The organism is Lysinibacillus sp. NPDC097195 (assembly GCF_044762075.1).
GTDB lineage: Bacteria > Bacillota > Bacilli > Bacillales_A > Planococcaceae > Lysinibacillus.
Window position 1 is genome coordinate 1,454,512 of record NZ_JBIWDP010000001.1, and the last position, 19,398, is coordinate 1,473,909.

Below are 19,398 nucleotides of genomic sequence, written 5' to 3' on the forward strand. Positions count from 1 at the left end.
GACTTTGACTGGCAACTGTAAATGCACAATTTTACTATGTGCGTATTGTTTTCTGCTAAAAAACCTTGATATTACACTTTATTTTCACTCTCAAGCTCAGAAATATATTTGCGTACCATACTATAACTAATATCTGGATTAATCTGACGTTTAATACGAATATGAATTTCTTTTATGCCTACCCCCTGCTCTCGTAAATCTCGAATCATCGATTTTAACGGACCTGATAAGGATTCTCTAGACAGCGCTGTATACTTACTAAGCTCAATTAACAAGTCTGTATTTTGGCGACGAAGTTCCTTTAATTCGTCGACAACACAATTATATTCTGTAAGCTTTTTTTGTAACACCGCATTTTGTTGTTGCATCTTTTGCATGTCTTCAGTAAGCTTGACGTTTAGTTTTTTTAAATTTTTTCGCTCTTGCTCCAAGACAACTTGTTTTTCATCTAAATCGATATGCATCGCATTGAACAATTCTTCAATGTGCACTAATTCCTTATAGCGACTTTGTGTTAACAGCATCATCGTCTCAGTCGCTTTCACAGCCAATGTACCATCTTGCATTTTTTCACATGACAATGCTGATAGATTCATTTTATTCATCAATTTTTCTCACTCCATTACTATATTGTTCGTGTAATGGGATTGCTTTGTTTAACATCTTTCAGCTTCCTTTTATATGATAATCATTCTCATTTATCTTATCATAATGAGAAAAGGACATTTTGTCAAAATAAAAAAGCTCCTTCGCAAAATACAAGGAGCCAATAACAAAATTTCACCTACAAGGTTGCAAGTCATTCCCCACAAAAATATGTTTAAGAAACCTAGTAGAGATTCTTTTTTTGTCTTTCCTCAGTTTCCTATCTTACCTCCGCTTCCTTATACCATTCAAGTGCTTTTCTTTCTATATCTTTCACACAAGATTCTTTGCCATTTATATAGGAATTTATGTCATATGGAAATTGGTGGGCTAATTTTTGTTTTAATGTTCCATAACTTCTCATTTCATCTGGGTGGGCAATTAAATAGTCTCGAAAAGCTAAGTGTCTTGTTATTTCACTACTCCCCACCTGATAAATGTGCACATGATGTGTGCGATTGTCACCACCTTTTTGAAAGTATCTACGTTGCACAATTCCATTTTCACCTTTAGGGACATATCCAATTGCTTGCATTGCCAAATTGTAATTATCGACATTATTCAAATCGTTGACAACTGGCATTATATCGATTATAGGTTTAGCTTTTAATCCTGGAACTGCAGTACTACCTATATGATAGATTGCTAGAATTTCATTTCCAAAAATTACTTTCAGTTTTTCAGCCTCTTCCATATATATGTGCATCCATTTCTCACTGTATGAATGTACTTCTACCTTTCGCAACAAGATCCCCTCCAAATGGTTTTATTTATTTTAGCACAGTTTATTTTCATTTTACTTGGCTTAAAGAAAAAGAGCTGCATATGCAACTCTGGGATTGGCGTACCTTGCGTGCTAAAGTAGGTGTCACGCTGAATTTTTTTATAGCTACTCATTTGCTAATATTATTGTATTAATTTGCTCATTTATATTTTCGTTACTAACACCACCATGATAACAAATGACAGACGCAATATCTAAATTGATATATTTCCTTATAGCTTGTTGTGCAAGCTTGATATCCAAAGTTGTTGGCAAATGAATTCCTTGTAATGTTCCATTCTCACTATACAACGAATCACCCGCAACAAGCGTTTTACTTTGCTTTAAATATAAACTGATATGACCTGGCGTATGGATTACACAAATACCCCCACAATAAGGCAATTCTTGGCCGTCACTCAAAAGTTCATCCACTTTTCCCTTCGGTGGATTTCCAATATGACCGTCCTTCAATAAAGGTAATTCGCCCTCGATATAAGGCTTATCTAATTCATGCGCATAAACTTTAATGTTTTCGCCATAATGCTGCAATAGTTCAGGAAGACTACCAATATGATCAATATCCTGATGTGTTAAAATCACTGCTTGTAGTTTATCGGATGACACCCCTACCTTATCCATTGCTACGAGCAAATCTTCCTTTTGCCCTGGAAATCCAGTATCAATTAAAACAGCCATTTCTTGATCCCATAAAAGAGTTGGGTAAATAAAAATTCCATTACATTCAAGTTCTAGAATCGCTACTCCCTTTAAAACTTCCATATTTTTGATCTCCTTTATCCATCGTTTTAATATCTTGTAAAACAGATTGCTTCCGCCTTAATAATACGCGCAACGTTTCAAAATTCACTAAAATGGTTCCTGCAATAATCGTCACTGTTCCTATGCCTGTCAACCAAGAAATGTATTCTTGATAAAAAAGGACGCCTAGAATAACCGCAATTAATGGTGAGATATAAAGCCATGTAGATGGGAAGATTGGATTTGTCCGTGACACTAGCCAATAATAAATGCTATGACCAATCATTGAACCCACTATCGTTAAATAAAGAAATGAGCCAATTGAAGCTGTGCTCAATAGATAGTCAAGCTGAATATTCTCGGTTAAAAAAGATAAAAAAAGCAATAAAATTCCACCATGCAACATCTGGGCTGCATTCAAAGCAATCGGCGATGTCGTTCCGTATTTTTTGACCACATGCTTCGTATAAATCGTGCCAGAAGCATAAAAAATTTCGCCAATGATAATAGCGAAACAACCGACCATCCATAAAGGACTAATCTCGATTGAAAAGCTAGGTAAAATCAAAAATGTGACACCTATGATGCCAATAACACAACCTATAAAGGCGTTTCGATGTCCTTTGTGCTTTAGTATAAAGGTTTGAATAATGATAATTAGCATTGGACCGGTAGCAGATAAAACAGCTGCAATACCAGATGTTACATATTGTTCTGCCCAATATAATGCGGCAAACGTTCCAAAGGTTAAACCAAGTCCTGTAAAAAATATCTCCTTTCGAAAGAATAAGCTTATTGTCGCTTTTTCTTTCCAGACCATAAAACTAAAAAGCAGCAAACCAGCAATGCAAAAGCGCAGTCCAGCTGAAAAAAATGGCGGTACACCTGCATCCACACCAATTTTAATCGCTAAAAATGTCGTACCAAAAATTAAACACATAAAAAAGTAATTCAACACAATCATATAAGATGCCTCCTCTTTTTCTATCATAAGAGGAAGGAGATAGAACAGATTAAAAAAGATAGAACAGTTTACAATAAGTCATGGTACAATCATGTTGAATAGGAGGGATCGATGTGAGCAAAGCGTTTCAACATGGAGATTTTCTTTTTGAAAAAGTATATGATTATGTACTTCACCGAATCGAACGGTACGAATGGAAAGAGCATGAAAAGATTCCTTCCGTCCGACAATTAGCAACTGAAATGAATATACATCGATTAACCGTATTAAAGGCTTATCGATTACTCAAACAACACAATAAGATTTATGTAAAAGATAAAGTAGGTTATTTTGTGCAAACGAAAATGTCCGAAAATTACAATTTTAAAGACCAAGAAAACCTAATGATTGCGGCTTATGTCCCTGAAAATCGTTTATCCGAAATTCATCAGTCAGCTGTTTCCTATCATTTTTCACAGGCATTGATTGATCCAAATCTTTTACCTAATCATTACTTTTCAGATTACGTAAAAAAAGTGTTTGACCTCTATCCAAAAGTACTTGCAACCTACTCAACGGTGCAAGGTGATTTAGAGCTACGTGAAGCACTTAGTCAATATTTTATCAATCAATATAAAACGCATCTCACTGCAAATGAGCTATTCATTACATCTGGCTCTCAGCAAGCGATTCACTTAGTTGCTCAAACTTTTATAAAGCCAAGAGACGTCGTTTTATTTGAACGCCCCAGTTATAGTGCTGCCATTGATATTTTTAAAGCACAAGGAGCTCACATTATCACGGTCGATATTCATCCATACGGGTATGATTTACAGCAGGTTGAATACTATATGAAACAATACAAACCACGATTATTTTATGTCAATCCAACATTTCACAATCCGACAGGTTTTACTGTACCTAGCGAGCAGCGCAAAAAATTAGTGGAATTGGCTGAACAGTATCGTTGCCTAATTATTGAAGACGATGCATACCACGATATCTATTTTGACTGTGCTCCACCACCACCAATTTACACATACGACACTGCTGGAACAGTAATTTATATTCGAAGCTTTTGTAAATATATTTCACCAGGTTTACGAATTGCGGCCGTTATTTGCCAATCTCCCTTAATGACTTTACTGTTAACCAAAAAGTCACTAGCTGATAATGGTTCCCCACTACTAAACCAAAAAATTTTCCTCCATTACTTTTCTTCTTTAAGGTTACAGCAACATTTAGAAAAAATTCGTATTGCCCTACAAATACGAAAGGAAATAATGGAGGCAGAGCTAGCAACAACAGGTTGGCACTGGACAAGTCCAAATGGTGGTTTAAATTTATGGGTGCAGCTCCCTGAAAATCTGCCACTTGAATTATTTTTCACAAAATGTATTGAACAGTCTATCTCCTTTGTACCAGGCCCAGTTTGTGATCCATTAAAGCAATCATCGTCGTGGATTCGTTTAAGTTATTCTTATGCAAATGAAAAACAAATAAAAGAAGGAATGCAAGGATTGGTTGCAGTAGCGCAGTCACTGACAAATTGAGGACATGAATATATTCTTGTTTTTGAGCGTTATGACTAAAATGAAAAAGCTCACCTAACTAATAAGTTAGGTGAGCTTACATTATTTTTATTCTTCCTCTTGTCTTAATGCTTGAATTTCCTCAACTGTTAAGTTTGTTAACTCCATAATCTCATCATCGCTATTTCCTTTACCAATCATTTTTCTTACAATGGCTTTTATTCCTTCCTGAATTCCTTCTTCGATTCCTTTTTGAATACCTTTTTGAATACCTCTCTCTATGCCTTCTTGCATCCCCTTTTGGAAGCCCTCTTTCCTTCCTTTTTCAATTCCGGCCTGTTCACCATGATATTTAGCATCGTCGATAAACGCCGTTTGATCAATTAAAAATTTCACTCGCGATTCGAACGCAATAATAGATTCCGGGTCTTGACTTAGTTCTTGCCACGCTTCAAATGCTTGTTGTAACTTGATGTCTTTCATCGCTAATTCCCCCAATACTTTATAGATATCTTCATAGACTTTTTGTTTACTACTATCTACCATTCCAAGCAATAATAACCATCTGGCAAGCATATCTTCAATTGGATTTAGCTCTCCCATTTGCCACGCCTTTAAAAATTTATCCATTTCGATAAAATGAATTTCTAATACATCATCTGATTGTTGGACACGCTGTAGAGTCGTTTCTTCATATAAACGATATGTACTATGATAATGCGCATGCTCTTTAAATAAGGTAAAATCACAAATATTAATGGTAATCGTTGGGTTTAATGTATGATAACCATTCCCCCTATGTAACTGCGAATTGTAAAGTCTTGACCAATAAAATAAAGTTCGTTTAAACATATCATTTCTATTTGCTAATTGTATTTCGATATTAATATAGTCTTCATTTTGAGTTTTCACAACAACATCTAACCGCGATTGTTTATCTTCCTTATATTCCCCACCAAATTCGTGTTTCATAAACGTCACTTCTTTAATTGTATTTCTACCGGTACGCTTTAATATTGCGTTGAGCAATACAATTGTGAGCGATTTATTGCGTTCACTACCAAAAAGATGTTTAAAAGCAAAATCAATCTTTAAATCCATTAGATTTTTAAGTGGTATACGACTTAGCACTTGATACTTCAAACTTTATCACCCCCTATTGAATCGAATTATAATATTCTTCTAAAGAGATATTTGGATTGGCAAATCTTTGTATATAAATAGGAAGCATGAAAAATTGTTTTGACTTTTCTGCTCCCTTTATATGATAATCATTCTCACTTACTCCAATTTTAGAAAGAAACTTCAATGTTGTCAAACGTCCAAGTAAATCTTAATTAACTTTCCTACGTCGACAATCCTCACCTAAAAGGAACCATAAACTTTATAATTTATTTCTAGTAGAATTTGCACTTACTGCTCATCACTTTTATTTAACAGTCATTTTTAATCTGCATTAAGCTCGTCCATAAAAAATTCTCACCGAATAAATCCAGTCGTTTATTACTTTTTCTCATTTTTCTAAAATCCTTTATGTTAAAATCCTTTTCAAAGATTTCCTTTAATCGTTCTTCCGTATAACCAATACCGCCCTTTAAGGATTGTTCTTTATAAATATCCCAATCACTTGTATTTGCAGCCCCAGCCGTATTAAAGCAAACAAGCCCATAATGTCCATCCTTTTTGAGTGCTTTTTTAATGATTTTTAAATATGTTAAGCGGCGATGGGGCGGCAAATGATGAAACAACCCACAATCATAAATAAAATCGTACGAATGTGTCTCAAAATCATAATCAAAAAGAGAAACACAATGAAAATCTATATTTAGTGCTTCTTCATTTGCTCTTTCTTTAGCCCAAATAATTGCTTTTTCAGATATATCTAAAGCACTTACATGACAGCCTTGCTGAGCCATATAAGTAGAATTTCTTCCAGGTCCACAACCTACTTCTAAAACCTTTTGTGGTGATAGCCCTTTACTAAAATATTCAACTAGGTTTTCATCAGGTCCCGTAACCTTAAAAAAAGGAATATCTTTATTTCTATCTTCATAAAAATTTTCCCAAAACCCCTTTGGTTCCCTTAACAAATCATCTAACATTGCTAATAAATTTTCATCATCTAATATTTTTTTCTCCACCTTAATCCCCCTCCTACATAATCTCTACTTTTATTTTACCAATTCCTTTGATAAACCTTGTTACAGCAACGTTAAATTGACTTTAAGTTATAGAATTCCAATGGTGAAAAACCAGCTCTAACTAGCTTGTATATAGCTTATTTTCACTTAATTTAGAACGTTAATTATCTATTTAAGCAATTCCATTACCTAGTAGTGAAAACATTGTAAGAGCATCTTTAGCCCTTAGAGGGTATGGTACTTATTTCATTACATATTTCTTTCGTAACAATCGTAACAATACCGTAACATGCTTCTTCCCTTACGAGAAAACAAAAAATCCATTTTGATTTTTCATCAAAATGGATTTTTTAAAAGTTAATTTAAGTTGAATATATTATTGCGCTACATAACCGCCATCAATAACAACCGCTTGTCCTGTCACACTCTTAGCTCGATCGCTTGCTAAGTATAAAGCATAGTCTGCAATTTCACTAACATCTAATAATTTTTTTTGAGGAACTTGCGCTAAAATAATATCTTCTAATGCGCGATCTTCTGGAATATTACGTGTTTTAGCTAAATCTGCAATTTGACCACGAACTAATGGTGTATCTACATAACCAGGGCATAGGGCATTGACAGTAATACCATGTTTGGCACCTTCAATAGCTGCAACTTTTGTTAAACCGATGACACCGTGTTTAGCACTGTTGTATGCAGCTTTACCAGCAAAGCCAATTAAGCCATTAATAGAGGCAATGTTGATTATACGACCAAAACCTTGTTCTTTCATAATAGGGAATACGTTTTTAATTAAAATAAATGGTGCTACTAACATAATTTTTTGCATTAATTCAAATTTTGCAGTTGGAAATTCTTCGATTGGAGAAACATGTTGTAAACCAGCATTATTAATAACAATATCAACTGAACCAAATGTGTCCTTAGCCGTTTTAACTAAGTTTTCAAGTTCTACTTCACTTGTAACATCCGCTTTTACGCCAATTGCATTTAAGCCTTCTTTTTTTAAAGAGTCCGCAGATTCGACTACCATTTCTTCATTGATATCAGAAAGAACTACTTTTGCACCAAATTGAGCGAAACGTTTACCAATTTCAAACCCAATTCCACGACCAGCACCTGTAATAATCACTACTTTATTTTCTACATTAATAAATTCAGACATAATAAATTCCTCCTTAAATTTTCCAAACTAACTTTGATTAATTAAACAATACCTACTGCAGCTAAGATAATACCAACGATTAAGGCAATTGTAGGAATTATAAATGCTACAACAAAGACATCTTTATAAGTGTCCTTATGTGATAGACCCGTAACGGCTAGTAACGTTAATAATGCGCCATTATTAGGGAAGATTGACGCTCCTGATGCTACAGAGGCTATTCTGTGTAAAGCTTCGGGATTAATCCCTGTTGTTTGAGCCACGTTATTAAACGTTTCGCCTAGAGTGGAAAGAGCAATGCCCATACCACCAGAAGCCGAACCCGTGATGATCGCCATAATTTGAACAGCTAAGCCTTCTGCGATTAAAGGATTATCTGAAATGCCTAGCAGCCATTCAGTAATGTTATCAAATGCAGGAACGATGGCAATAACTGAGCCAAATCCTACCGCAGCACTTGTATTTAAAATGGCCATCACAGAGCCTTTCCCACCGTCATTAATAGATGGTATAAACTTTTTATAATCCTTGATGTTAAGAATCATGATACATAAGGCCCCAACCAATAAAGCAATAACGGCTTCTAACTTAATTATATTTAATAGAACAACTACTACAACTAGTGGAATTAACGAAATAATCCAATGGGGAACTTTTTGCTCTCCATCTGTTGCAATGTCCGAACTATTCTCAGGTTCTGTATACCCTTCACCTTTAGCGGCAAAACTTTTTGCTCTAAATGCTAACCAAAGGTATCCCCCAACAGCCATTATTAGTGCGGCAACAATTCCGATGATTGATCCTGATGTAGGAGAAGTTTTAAAGTAATCCATTGGAATCAAGTTTTGGATTTGTGGCGTACCTGGTATAGCTGTCATAGTAAATGTAAAGGCGCCAAGTGCAAATGTAGGGACAAGTAATTTTCTTGAAACATTTGCTTCTCTAAATAATTGAAGTGCAATTGGATAAATAGCGAAAACTACCACAAAAAGACTCACGCCACCATAGGTTAATAACGCCGCAGCAATTAAAACACCTAGTATGGCCCTCTTTTTCCCAATCAGTTGTGTAACCTTTTGAGCTACGGATTTTGCAGCTCCTGTATCCTCCATTAGTTTTCCGAAAACCGCTCCTAATAAGAATATAGGGAACCAACTTTTTACGAAATTAACTAAGCCTTGCATATACGTACCTGTATAAGTATCAAGTACATCCAATCCATTCAGTAATGCAACAACACCAGCTGCAAGCGGCGCAACCCAAATTATAGACCATCCAAGATAGGCTAAAGCCATTAATAGCACTAGGCCAATAATAATACTTAACAATATGTTTCACCTCTTTTCATACAGCTAATACTTTTTATAAACCATTCGATAAGATATAATTATCAAAAAGTATTAAATTTATCCGACCAATGTATACCTTGGTCAGATGGGTAAACTTTCACAAACCGTCATGCATTCACACCTCGCACCCTATCATTCCAATAAATTTATCTAAGTCCTGATTTATTAGAACGAAATGAATTATCTAGATGCGAAACAAAGTTTGTTACAAAAGTTTGAACATTAATGTTATATCCGAATAAAGTATAACTCTCGCTAATTTATTAGTAAAACGAATAATAGGAATAACATTAATGAATAAAAAGAATAAATAGGTGGAATTATGGAATTACGTGAATTGAAATTATTTTTAGAAGTGACGAATTATAATAGTTTTACAAAGGCTGCCGAGCATACCTACCTATCGCAATCCTCCTTAAGTAAAGCGATTAAAAAGTTGGAAGAAGAATTGCAATTAGAGTTATTTGATCGGTCCACCAGACATATGCAATTAACGGAAGCTGGGAAAATTGTGTATAAACAAAGTCAAAAAGTATTCGAGGTTATTGAGGAGTTAAAGGTCCAATTAGATCAATTTCGTGACGTCGCTACAGGTGAAATTAAGCTAGGTATTCCCCCACTTATCGGGACATTATTTTTCTCTGAAATTGCTCGTAATTTTGAAGAACGCTATCCAGAAGTATCTTTAGTGTTAATTGAACGTGGAGCTAAGGTGATTAATCAACTAGTCGAGGAAGGTACGGTTGATATAGCGATTGTGGTCTTACCCGAAGATGAATCTAAATTTGATATCACGCCATTTATCCAAGATAATTTTGTATTATTTGTCCATGAGGACCATCGACTTGCCCACAAAAAAAGTATTAAGCTCAGAGATTTGAAGGATGAAAAATTTATCGTTTTTACTGAAGACTTTGCTTTGCACGATTATATTATCCATGTATGTGAAGCCGCTGGATTTACGCCAAATATTGCCCTAAAAAGCTCACAGTGGGATGTAATGATTGAAGTCGTTGCATCACAATTAGGTGTGACGATTTTACCTAATTCTATTTATAATAAACAAACGAATAAAAATGTAAAAATTATACCGATTGAAGAACCTGAATTATTTTGGCGGCTAGGCGTCATTACGAAAAAAAATGCCCATAAACCGTTGGCATTAAGAGAACTACTTAACTTATTGCCGACTTTGAAATTTAGTGCACTTCAAAAATTTAAAGAAAAATAGTGTTTTCTATATAATGTAAAAGCTCAAATAACTAATAATTAGTTACTTGAGCTTTTACTATTTTATACTATTATAATTATGTTTGTTATCTCCATAATCTCTTCATACTGTTTGGCATGTTACTTGGCATTCTCAACTGTCTCAACTTCAGCGATTTTTATTTTAACCTCTTGATTGTAAGGAATGAAAGATTCTGGATTGTTACTCCATTTTTCCAAGCATCAAATGTTCTAATACTATATAGATACCTTCATAGATTAGGTTTCATCAGATAATCACTAATAAAGAAAACGGTAACATAAACTAATGCCATTACTGTGTATATAAAAAATAATTCTATATCCCACTCTGTTAACAGTAAAAGCACACAAACACAAATTAATCCACAAGCAAAATGTTCGATATAAGCAAAGAAGATATGTTTCGTTCGTAATTCAATCACCATGGAAACCAAAATGCCAAAAGTGAATAGTATTGGGACTGAAATAATACTTACACCAAGCCCGATTGCGAAATAAGAGTTTGTAAAATCGTTAAAGAAAATAGGTACGATAAAGTAACATACGACCGCTGTTACAAAAGCTGCTAACAATTTTCTGTTTAACATATTTTCACTCCTTCACTAACATCATGTATTGCATTTTTCTAAGACATTAATTAATTCAAAACTTTTGCCTAATCATTACTTATAAGATTACTACTGAAAGTGTTTGATTTTATTTGAAAGTACTTGCAAGCTACTCAATTGTGAAATTTCAACTCGTGATTAGTATAGAATAATAGATTCTGTATCTTGATTAAGTCCTTCCACCCTTGAAATACTTCATGTAAGTGTATGTCTTTCATCGCTAATTCCTCCAATACTATTGTTATCTTCAATTGCATCAGCTAAAAAAGAGAAATCAAACTTCCCTTCTTCCAAAGTTATGGCGAATCAGTCCAATTTTTTAAGCCGTTGCAATTAATGCATATATTCCAGGTATTTTCTAAAGTCCGTGATTAATATATCCAACAAAGATCATTTCAAAAGCATTTCAATCTAACTTCTTCATATCGTATTTCTATTATTAGATAATAAATAATTTTTAAAGCCCATAATTATTAAATTTTTTTGAACAATTTATATTTTGAATTTTAAATTTTCAGACTCTTTTTTATAATTAAATATGTACATATAATTATCGGGAAAATTATATAATTTTAATGTTGAAGAAATACTTATAATAATAAAATCCAAATAATTTTATGTTGAAAGGTATATGGAATTGTTTGACTTCAGAAGAAATATCTCCTAATTAAAAAATCTACAGGTATCTATAAGAAATTTAATTTTCCCTGTTTATTATAAGTACAAATATTAGATATTATTTTAATAGGGGTGATGTTTATGGCAAGTTGGTCAACTAGTATCAGTAATGCTTTTAAAAAAACTGTAAGTGATCAAATTTGGCCAGTTTTTACTGTAGGTGCTGCTATACAAGGTGCTAAGGATGGCTATAAAGTCGGTGTTGAAGCCTATAATACGAACAAAGGAAATGCACATAAAGTTGCTGTCGGAGTAGGCGCTTCACAAGCAAAACAATCTGTTATAAAAGCTGCTATATCAACTGCTGCTAAAACAACTGGGGTAGGTGCTGCAATTTCTTTTGGCACAAATTTCGTATATCGCTTAGGACAAGAGAGAGGCGCATGGTAAATAGAAAATTTCAAGTTAATCTATCTCCTTTTGTTAAAAAGCTAGAAATGAAATATTTAGAAGGTGATAAATTAACCAATGTTCCATTTTATTACAATAGCGTTTCTTGTCAGTGGGAAATCGATAATTTAGTATTAATTCAAAATTGTTTGTATTACTTTTGTTTAAATGATTCTAACTATTTTTTGGATCCTTTAAATCAAAATATTTATATAGATAAAAACACAATGATATATTCGGTTTATAATCAGCACCTAATTAATACAGAAGTATTTGAGGATTTAATATCGTCTGTTAAATCTTTTAAAATTCAAAATTCTAATCTGGACACATATTTGTTTACTAAAAATTTCTTTTTAACTGATGAGGTAGTTGGTCTTTTAGTTACTATTAATAGAACAATTACTGATACAATTAAGAATAGTATTATCGTAACTTTCGAATGGATAGGACCAGATGGAACATATTATATTACTGATAAATTTTTACCTGTAGATTTTTTTCAAGGTTCATCTACTATAAAGCACGGACTTAGAATTGATTCAAGTACAATGCAAACAGGAAAATGGATTGTAAGAATACTTGTTAATAACATATTAAACCTTCAATCTATTTTTTATATTCACAGTGTGACCTATAAAAATCCATATATCCAGAAAGGGTAATAATATTTATTCTGTGTATCTAGTGCGGTAATAAATTTTAGAGTAAATGGTAATGACATAAAATAAAATGCTATTCGCGTAACCATTTGTGCTTAGCATCACAAACAAAATTGTACTATTTTACAAAATTCAATTGCATAGGCGGTAACGCGAATAGTATATTACTAATTTCTTGTATAGCTCCAATTGTTAAATTCTCTACATAATAGCAATGCATAATATAAAAAACAATTCAAGAAGGCCCTTTATCAACTAAAATTCTAATTAAAATACAATAAAAGGAGGTTGTAACTTGAAAGATACCATCATAATAATTATTTCTATCCTTCTAGTATTTACTATATTTTTTATCATTCAAAGAACTTATACTATTCCATCAAACGTCAGTGCAATAACTGCTAGTATTCAACAACATTTAGAGGAAGAGATTTCATCGATTAAAGAGTATGACATCTCACAATCAACTTCTAAGATTGCTATTTTTGAGTATGGTAAAAAAAGGGGCTATGCCGTGTTCAAAGAGAATTATTTTAATAAAAAATTAAAAATTATATTTGTAAAAAAGAATATTTTAGAAAAGAATATCAATATCATTCATACTAATCGTGGTAACTATATTCTTTTAAGTGGCAACTATCATAGGAAAATCGATTATATAGTTGTAAAAGAAGGCAATACGAATCATTTATTTGAGGTTACACTTTTTAACGAAAACATTGGAAATTTATATATCACACTCGAAACTATTCCTCGAAAGTTAACTGACACGATGTTAAATGATTTTACGCTTTACAATAAGGATAATAAGCCAGTTTATTAGAATATCTTCTAATATCTTCAACTACTAAAAAATTTCATATTAAGTTCTACAAACTCGTCATTAATCCTACATAAACATTCAAATTAGCGATTACTGTTCATTTTCACCTTTTGAAATAAAAAGAGCAATCCGAAATTTAAACGGATTGCTCTTTCTCGTATATCAACTTATTTTTCCGTGTCTACCATATGTGACGCGAAGTTTTCATTTTGGATTCCTTCATGAACTGGGATAAAGATGCTTATCTGCTCGGTAGGTTCGACATCATCATTGGCAACAGAGTGAACGACACCTGTTGGTACTAGAAACGTGTCACCTTCTTTGTAAGATTTCCATTCGCCATTTTGCAGAAGTTTTACTTTTCCTTTTGTAATATGAATGACTTCAGCTACGTCGTGATAGTGCGGCAATACGGCTCCACCTACCTCAATGCGTTCTCTTAAAACTGAGCTGACACTTACACCCAGTTCATCCGCTTCTTTGGCACTTAGTAACTCGCGGTGATAAACTTCTCGGTGCTCGGTAAATACATTCCACTTTAACTCATCACCTATTTTTACCTTCGTCTTTTTGTCGCTCATTCCTGACACTCCTTCTATACTATTTTCATGTACGTACATTAGCCCCTTTAATTGCAGATAACGGTGCCTGTCCTTCCAAGGATTGCATCTTTAGCTTTCTCCAGCGAAGTGATAATCGACTTTCTACCTTGCTTGCCACTGACAAATGCAATGGCTGCCTGGACTTTTGGTAGCATACTTCCCGGTGCAAAATGCCCTTCTTTAATCAACTTTTGTGCTTCGTCTATAGATAATCGATCAAGGTTTTGCTGATTCGGCTTACCAAAGTTGATGGCGATTTTTTCGACAGCTGTCAAAATAAACAAAAAGTCTGCATTTAGCTCATCGGCTAAGCATCGACTTGCTAAATCTTTATCAATAACCGCCTCCACGCCGACTAAAGTATGTTTACTGTCCTCGACTACCGGTATACCTCCGCCGCCGACAGCGATGACAACATGTCCTGCATTGACTAATTCTTCGATAACATCTTTTTCAACGACTTTGATAGGAGCAGGTGATGGAATAGCACGGCGATAACCTCGACCGGAATCCTCCAAATAGGTGTCACCCGTTTCAGCCATTAATTTTTCAGCCTCTTCTTTTGAATAAAAGGGACCAATCGGTTTTGTAGGATGTTGAAAGGCGCGGTCGTTCTTATCAACGACTACCTGACTAACAACTGTGGCAACTGATTTGTGGATGGCACGCTTTGATAATTCTTCTTGAATAGCATTTTGCAAATGATACCCTATATACCCTTGACTCATTGCTCCACATTCAGCAAATGGCATGTTGGGAATGCTTGCAAGTTCCTTCGAGCTTGTTTCAAATGCAAGATTGATAGCTCCGACTTGCGGTCCGTTGCCATGCGCGATCACCACATCATGACCTTGTTCAATTAAATCAACAATCGGCTTTGCTGAAGCGTGTACTAATTGCAGCTGCTCTTGAGGCGAAGAGCCAAGCGCATTGCCTCCAAGCGCTATTAATATTCTACTCATATGTAGCTCCCTCCCCATATACTTTATAGAAACGAAGGAGTCCTTTTTCAAAACATTCCTTTGGTGGATGGACAATGCCCGCGCCAATTTGCCCAATTCCAGCTTCTTTATGTGCCATGCCTGTATTAATCACCGGAAGTATGTTTGTTTCAACGACTTTTCGAACATCAATGCCAAAGGCAGCTCCACGAAAGTTTAATGTCGGAATGGAATAATTGCTATTTTCATTTACCGTAATGTCATACATTTGCTCGCTATAGTGAATCGCATCTTCTACCTCGCCTCCAACGAATTGAACAATCGCAGGGGAACCGCCCATCGCAAATCCACCGATGCCCATCGTCTCCGTAATCGCGCTATCTCCAAGATCACGAGTCGCATCCTCCTCCGAATACCCAGGGAAAAATAGACCTTGAATATAGTTGGCTGGCGCTGTAAACCAATCTTTTTCACCTAGCCCGCTAATACGAATACCAAATTCAACGCCGTTTCTCGCCATCGTTGTAACAACAGTAGAATATGGAACGCCATGTCCTGCATCAAGTGCAGCTTTACATGCTGGCATAGATAAGTTTAAGTAATAATGTTCATTGTTTTGGATAAAACGCAATACCTCACGCAACGTGTCAGTGTCGATATCTGTTTGCATAAAGTAGTCTGCAATCTCCTTATAGAAAAGGCTTGTTGCCGCCTTATTGCGGTTATGACATTCATCCCCCATATGAAGAGCTTGTGCAGTGAGGGATTTTAGATCAATCCCATCTGTTAACACAAGTGCCTTTTTCAATGCAGGTGCAAAAACATCGCGCAGCCACTTTAACCGCTCAATGACGTCATTTGAAAAAGCACCAAAGCGTAGTACTTTGCCTAGGCCTTCATTAATTGAACAATAGGCGCGATTTCCATGGGTTCTATTTTCAATAATATGTACCGGCATAGACGGCGAGATGATGCCAGCCATAGGCCCAACTGCAGCATGTTCATTACATGGGGCAAATTCAATTTCTCCAGCATCAATCAATGCTCTTGCTTCTTCCTCGTTCGCAGCCATCCCTTCGAAAATAAGTGCCCCAATAATAGCACCCTGCATTGGACCGGCCATGTTTTCCCAGGCAATAGAAGGGCCGGCATGCAGTATTTTCTTACTATGCATTCTTGGAATGACATCGACAGCCAAGCCAATATCAATTAAGAAAGGATGGGCATCCTTAATGCATTGAACGGCTTCTTGGTTCGCCTTTTCCACCTTTTCATTGTCCTGAAAGAAGTCTAATGCTTGGAGTAATTGGATATTGCCTCCTGCAGGTGGTTGCCAATCTACTTGTATTGTCTTAATCCCCTGCATGTCCAAGTCTTCCTTAAATTTGGACGTACCGATGTTAATTACTTGCAATGGCTGATTAAAAAGCTCATGAAGCTTACTCACTTTTATTAACCTCCTTTTGCACAAGCATAGTGGCAATTCTTGTTGCCATTTCATTGCTGTCAGCGACAAAAACGCCTTCGGATTGAAGTTTTTTGTACTGCTCTTGATAGTCTTGCTTATCTTTAGAAGTACCGCAAATATAGGCAACGATTGGTAAGTACCTTCCCGCCTGTGCTGCCTCTTCCTTTGCTAATTGTAGTGCATCCAGCGTGACGCCTACCGGATCTTCATGGGAACCAAACCCTAATTCAAAGTCTAATAACAGAACAGCTGTTTTTGGGTCTCTTGCTTCTTGTAAAATACGCTCGTTTCTAAGGGAGGGCTCTATCATCGGATGAGGTTTCCCTTTTGTAAATTCATCATCACCCATGTCCAATAGCGTGTGACCTACACTTTGTGATAAGTCGCTAAGTTTCTCGGCCGCTTTTTTAGCAATATTACTTCTAACATTTTCACCTGTTGACCGGATAATCGACAGTGATTCTGCAGTGAGCGTACCGCCACAAAATAATCCGCGGATATCTTGCTGACAATCAGCTAATTTCACTTTTTCTTTCTTAATCCATCTGTCAGCTTCTTGAGCAATTTCCGTTTCGATAATGGCTTCTGGATCAAGCAATTGAACACACTTGCGAGCAGCATCAATTAATGTGGGAGAAAAAGCGGCTCCTACTTCCTCTACTGCCTGTGCATCTCCATCTAGGAAGCATACGACAACTGGTTTTTTGCATTTTTTCACTTCTGCTAGAATTTTGTCCTGAACAGTTCGAGCAGGCGGCTTGGAAATTAATGTGATGACCTTTGTCTTGTCATCGTTCTCTAATGCTTTAAGCCCTTGAAGCATCATCATACCACCTATAGATTCATGAAGATCGCGGCCTCCTGTGCCTATCGCCTGTGAAATACCGTATCCAAGACGATCAATTTGCACGGTCACTTCTTGCAAACCAGTACCGGAAGCTGCAACTAAACCAATGCCTCCCTCGCTTATTTTATTAGCAAAGCAAAGTCCAATATTGTTAATAATAGCTGTTCCGCAGTCTGGCCCCATGACGAATAATCCATTGTCTCTGGCCATTTCTTTTAAAAATTTTTCATCTTCGATACTGACATTGTCACTAAACAGCATCACATGCATGCCCTTTTTTAAAGCTTGACTAGCTTCGCGTGCAGCATATTGACCTGGAATAGAAATAATTGCCATGTTTGCACCTGGCATAAGGTTCAATGCAGAATTTAAAGTTTTCGCTGTATTGTGATTTCCTTTTCCTTTTTTCGCCTTCTTGGATGTTAATTCACTATAGACAAGTGCCATCACTTCCTCTGCACGCTCTTCTGTATCTGTAATTAAGGCAATCATTAAATCATTTGCCGTTGCCGCTTTGGCCTCTTCCGTTAGCAGTCCAATGTTCGCTAGTAATTCTTTATTCATTTCGCTAGCCATTGAGACAACGGCTTGTTCTACACCGTCAATACTGTTCATTTTACTGGACAGTGACATGAGTGTAACCGAGTCATAATAGGCATTATGTTCAATCGATATTTTCGATGCCATGTTGTTTCTCCTCCTTATAGTCGATAAGCTGTTGGTATGCCACGCTGACCCCAGTTAGCATATCCGTCCCAGAAGTTGATCCAATTGCTAACACTCGCTGAAAATAAGGAATTGCATTGCCGTCCATGTTGTCTAATACATCTAGCAAAGCTTCATTGACCTGGCCATCCAAACATTGCTTCAGCATAAAATAGCTTATCGTAGTAGTTCTTCTTTTTACTTTCTGCAGCCATTCGGTGTTGTAGCTTGCAATTTTCTTGGATAGCGGGGCATCAAAATACTGCCAAGTAGCCAACAATCCTGTCAAAAAATCATCCCCTGATGGCGTCAGCCCGATGCCTAGCCCCGCAAACTTTAAATAAAACGTATCGAGCTTATTTGCCTTTATTTCCTGATTTAATCGCTCTAACCCCTTCTTGAAAAGAGGAAAGTAAATATTCTTTTGTATGGCAGCAGGTACTTCCCAATCTGGATAAGTGAAGCTTTTCCATGCCGGAAAAATTCCTTCGGTTGCGCCATTATGAAGGATGAAGTCGTTTAATTGTGACAAGTGGACAGCACTCGGCTCTTGCTTAGCTTGGAAGCGTGGCTTAATCCCACTGTTCCAAACTACCGCATTTGAAAAATCCCATTGCCAATCATTAATTTGCAATAAATTATTATCAATTAAATAAATAGGTTTAGTCGACTTTAAAGTTGTACACATCTTAGAAAATATGTCATTTTCACAGGTTTTCATCATGCCAGGTGATTGTATAACCTCGTTTTTTGCTAAAGAAAAGAAATATGTGCCGTCATCCATTATAAAATTGACCACCTTATCAAAAACACTGTGGACTACTCCAATTGGTTCACCAAGTGGTTGATGGTGCAACCATTCAAGCAGACAGCCGTCTATTTGATTGATTTGATAAGCAGATGTTGTAACCATTCATATCACCAATTTTAAAAGAATAGGTAAATTTAGCACAATAACAATGGATACCCTCTACCATCACAACCAGAACGCTTTTTACTAATGGTTTTGGGATAATGTGTTTCGGGGGTAAAAAGGACATGCAGTGGACATGAAAAGGACGCATGCCCTTTATATGAACTTTTTAAAGTATCCTTGGTCTTACTAGGCTGGAAACCCTCT

At 35.7% G+C, this 19,398-nt stretch carries 19 protein-coding genes; 5 read left to right on the forward strand and 14 right to left on the reverse strand.

What is annotated here, in order from left to right; genetic code table 11:
* Nucleotides 1-71: 71 nt before the first annotated feature.
* From ACIQXI_RS07530 to ACIQXI_RS07545, 4 genes are all read right to left on the reverse strand, one after another.
* Complete coding sequence (locus ACIQXI_RS07530; RefSeq protein WP_402923104.1) at nucleotides 72-605, reverse strand: hypothetical protein; 534 nt, start codon at nucleotides 603-605, stop codon at nucleotides 72-74.
* 260 nt (nucleotides 606-865) lie between these two features.
* Complete coding sequence (locus ACIQXI_RS07535; protein WP_402923106.1) at nucleotides 866-1,390, reverse strand: GrpB family protein; 525 nt, start codon at nucleotides 1,388-1,390, stop codon at nucleotides 866-868.
* 144 nt (nucleotides 1,391-1,534) lie between these two features.
* The gene (locus tag ACIQXI_RS07540) at nucleotides 1,535-2,191 is read right to left on the reverse strand and encodes an MBL fold metallo-hydrolase (RefSeq protein WP_402923108.1); all 657 of its coding nucleotides are present in this window, start codon (nucleotides 2,189-2,191) and stop codon (nucleotides 1,535-1,537) included.
* Nucleotides 2,154-3,134 (reverse strand): DMT family transporter, encoded by a 981-nt coding sequence (locus tag ACIQXI_RS07545; protein ID WP_402923110.1) that lies wholly within the window; start codon nucleotides 3,132-3,134, stop codon nucleotides 2,154-2,156. Before ACIQXI_RS07545 ends, ACIQXI_RS07540 begins: the two co-directional genes overlap by 38 nt.
* A gap of 113 nt (nucleotides 3,135-3,247) precedes the next feature.
* Here ACIQXI_RS07545 and ACIQXI_RS07550 point away from each other — a divergent pair, with 113 nt between their 5' ends.
* On the forward strand, nucleotides 3,248-4,666 hold the full coding sequence (locus ACIQXI_RS07550) for an aminotransferase-like domain-containing protein (RefSeq protein ID WP_402923112.1): 1,419 nt from the start codon (nucleotides 3,248-3,250) through the stop codon (nucleotides 4,664-4,666).
* Between the two features lie 87 nt (nucleotides 4,667-4,753).
* On the opposite strand, the gene ACIQXI_RS07555 is transcribed toward ACIQXI_RS07550, so the two are convergent.
* The 4 genes from ACIQXI_RS07555 to ACIQXI_RS07570 form a co-directional block, all read right to left on the reverse strand.
* Complete coding sequence (locus ACIQXI_RS07555; protein WP_402923114.1) at nucleotides 4,754-5,788, reverse strand: Rpn family recombination-promoting nuclease/putative transposase; 1,035 nt, start codon at nucleotides 5,786-5,788, stop codon at nucleotides 4,754-4,756.
* Between the two features lie 290 nt (nucleotides 5,789-6,078).
* Complete coding sequence (locus ACIQXI_RS07560; RefSeq protein ID WP_402923116.1) at nucleotides 6,079-6,786, reverse strand: class I SAM-dependent methyltransferase; 708 nt, start codon at nucleotides 6,784-6,786, stop codon at nucleotides 6,079-6,081.
* 376 nt (nucleotides 6,787-7,162) lie between these two features.
* Entirely contained in the window at nucleotides 7,163-7,954 is a 792-nt protein-coding gene (locus ACIQXI_RS07565; protein WP_402923118.1) for a 3-hydroxybutyrate dehydrogenase, read from the reverse strand.
* A 41-nt stretch (nucleotides 7,955-7,995) separates the two neighbouring features.
* Entirely contained in the window at nucleotides 7,996-9,282 is a 1,287-nt protein-coding gene (locus tag ACIQXI_RS07570) for a GntP family permease (protein ID WP_402923120.1), read from the reverse strand.
* A gap of 343 nt (nucleotides 9,283-9,625) precedes the next feature.
* Between ACIQXI_RS07570 and ACIQXI_RS07575 the strand changes: the two genes are divergently transcribed.
* A complete protein-coding gene (locus ACIQXI_RS07575; protein WP_402923122.1) occupies nucleotides 9,626-10,534 on the forward strand; it encodes a LysR family transcriptional regulator in 909 nt (302 codons plus the stop codon).
* A 250-nt stretch (nucleotides 10,535-10,784) separates the two neighbouring features.
* Here ACIQXI_RS07575 and ACIQXI_RS07580 read toward each other — a convergent pair whose 3' ends face one another.
* Nucleotides 10,785-11,141, reverse strand: coding sequence for a hypothetical protein (locus ACIQXI_RS07580; protein WP_402923124.1), 357 nt, complete (start codon nucleotides 11,139-11,141; stop codon nucleotides 10,785-10,787).
* Between the two features lie 780 nt (nucleotides 11,142-11,921).
* On the opposite strand from ACIQXI_RS07580, the gene ACIQXI_RS07585 reads away from it, so the two are divergent.
* The 3 genes from ACIQXI_RS07585 (at nucleotide 11,922) to ACIQXI_RS07595 (ending at nucleotide 13,715) form a co-directional block, all read left to right on the forward strand.
* On the forward strand, nucleotides 11,922-12,230 hold the full coding sequence (locus ACIQXI_RS07585) for a hypothetical protein (RefSeq protein WP_402923126.1): 309 nt from the start codon (nucleotides 11,922-11,924) through the stop codon (nucleotides 12,228-12,230).
* Entirely contained in the window at nucleotides 12,224-12,895 is a 672-nt protein-coding gene (locus ACIQXI_RS07590) for a hypothetical protein (protein WP_402923128.1), read from the forward strand. The genes ACIQXI_RS07585 and ACIQXI_RS07590 overlap by 7 nt, the downstream gene beginning before the upstream one ends.
* Nucleotides 12,896-13,187: 292 nt before the next feature.
* Complete coding sequence (locus ACIQXI_RS07595; RefSeq protein ID WP_402923129.1) at nucleotides 13,188-13,715, forward strand: hypothetical protein; 528 nt, start codon at nucleotides 13,188-13,190, stop codon at nucleotides 13,713-13,715.
* Nucleotides 13,716-13,882: 167 nt separating this feature from the next.
* Here the strand turns inward: ACIQXI_RS07595 and ACIQXI_RS07600 are convergent, their stop codons facing one another.
* The 5 genes from ACIQXI_RS07600 to ACIQXI_RS07620 are packed head-to-tail and all read right to left on the reverse strand — an operon-like array spanning nucleotide 13,883 to nucleotide 19,191.
* Nucleotides 13,883-14,296 carry a cupin domain-containing protein gene (locus ACIQXI_RS07600; protein ID WP_402923131.1) on the reverse strand — a complete coding sequence of 138 codons (414 nt, stop codon included), beginning with the start codon at nucleotides 14,294-14,296 and terminating at the stop codon, nucleotides 13,883-13,885.
* Between the two features lie 47 nt (nucleotides 14,297-14,343).
* The gene (arcC, locus tag ACIQXI_RS07605) at nucleotides 14,344-15,279 is read right to left on the reverse strand and encodes a carbamate kinase (protein ID WP_402923132.1); all 936 of its coding nucleotides are present in this window, start codon (nucleotides 15,277-15,279) and stop codon (nucleotides 14,344-14,346) included.
* Entirely contained in the window at nucleotides 15,272-16,705 is a 1,434-nt protein-coding gene (locus tag ACIQXI_RS07610; protein WP_402923134.1) for a YlbE family protein, read from the reverse strand. Before ACIQXI_RS07610 ends, arcC begins: the two co-directional genes overlap by 8 nt.
* A complete protein-coding gene (gene fdrA / locus ACIQXI_RS07615) occupies nucleotides 16,698-18,260 on the reverse strand; it encodes an acyl-CoA synthetase FdrA (RefSeq protein WP_402923136.1) in 1,563 nt (520 codons plus the stop codon). Before fdrA ends, ACIQXI_RS07610 begins: the two co-directional genes overlap by 8 nt.
* Nucleotides 18,238-19,191 (reverse strand): oxamate carbamoyltransferase subunit AllH family protein, encoded by a 954-nt coding sequence (locus ACIQXI_RS07620; RefSeq protein ID WP_402923138.1) that lies wholly within the window; start codon nucleotides 19,189-19,191, stop codon nucleotides 18,238-18,240. Before ACIQXI_RS07620 ends, fdrA begins: the two co-directional genes overlap by 23 nt.
* Nucleotides 19,192-19,398 lie beyond the last annotated feature (207 nt).

Coding starts and splice junctions, on each gene's coding strand:
- ACIQXI_RS07620 (WP_402923138.1), bottom strand. CDS start 19,191: ATGGTTACAACATCTGCTTATCAAATCAATCAAATAGACGGCTGTCTG.
- ACIQXI_RS07585 (WP_402923126.1), top strand. CDS start 11,922: ATGGCAAGTTGGTCAACTAGTATCAGTAATGCTTTTAAAAAAACTGTA.
- fdrA (WP_402923136.1), bottom strand. CDS start 18,260: ATGGCATCGAAAATATCGATTGAACATAATGCCTATTATGACTCGGTT.
- ACIQXI_RS07580 (WP_402923124.1), bottom strand. CDS start 11,141: ATGTTAAACAGAAAATTGTTAGCAGCTTTTGTAACAGCGGTCGTATGT.
- ACIQXI_RS07600 (WP_402923131.1), bottom strand. CDS start 14,296: ATGAGCGACAAAAAGACGAAGGTAAAAATAGGTGATGAGTTAAAGTGG.
- ACIQXI_RS07545 (WP_402923110.1), bottom strand. CDS start 3,134: ATGATTGTGTTGAATTACTTTTTTATGTGTTTAATTTTTGGTACGACA.
- ACIQXI_RS07530 (WP_402923104.1), bottom strand. CDS start 605: ATGAATAAAATGAATCTATCAGCATTGTCATGTGAAAAAATGCAAGAT.
- ACIQXI_RS07575 (WP_402923122.1), top strand. CDS start 9,626: ATGGAATTACGTGAATTGAAATTATTTTTAGAAGTGACGAATTATAAT.
- ACIQXI_RS07565 (WP_402923118.1), bottom strand. CDS start 7,954: ATGTCTGAATTTATTAATGTAGAAAATAAAGTAGTGATTATTACAGGT.
- arcC (WP_402923132.1), bottom strand. CDS start 15,279: ATGAGTAGAATATTAATAGCGCTTGGAGGCAATGCGCTTGGCTCTTCG.
- ACIQXI_RS07540 (WP_402923108.1), bottom strand. CDS start 2,191: ATGGAAGTTTTAAAGGGAGTAGCGATTCTAGAACTTGAATGTAATGGA.
- ACIQXI_RS07590 (WP_402923128.1), top strand. CDS start 12,224: ATGGTAAATAGAAAATTTCAAGTTAATCTATCTCCTTTTGTTAAAAAG.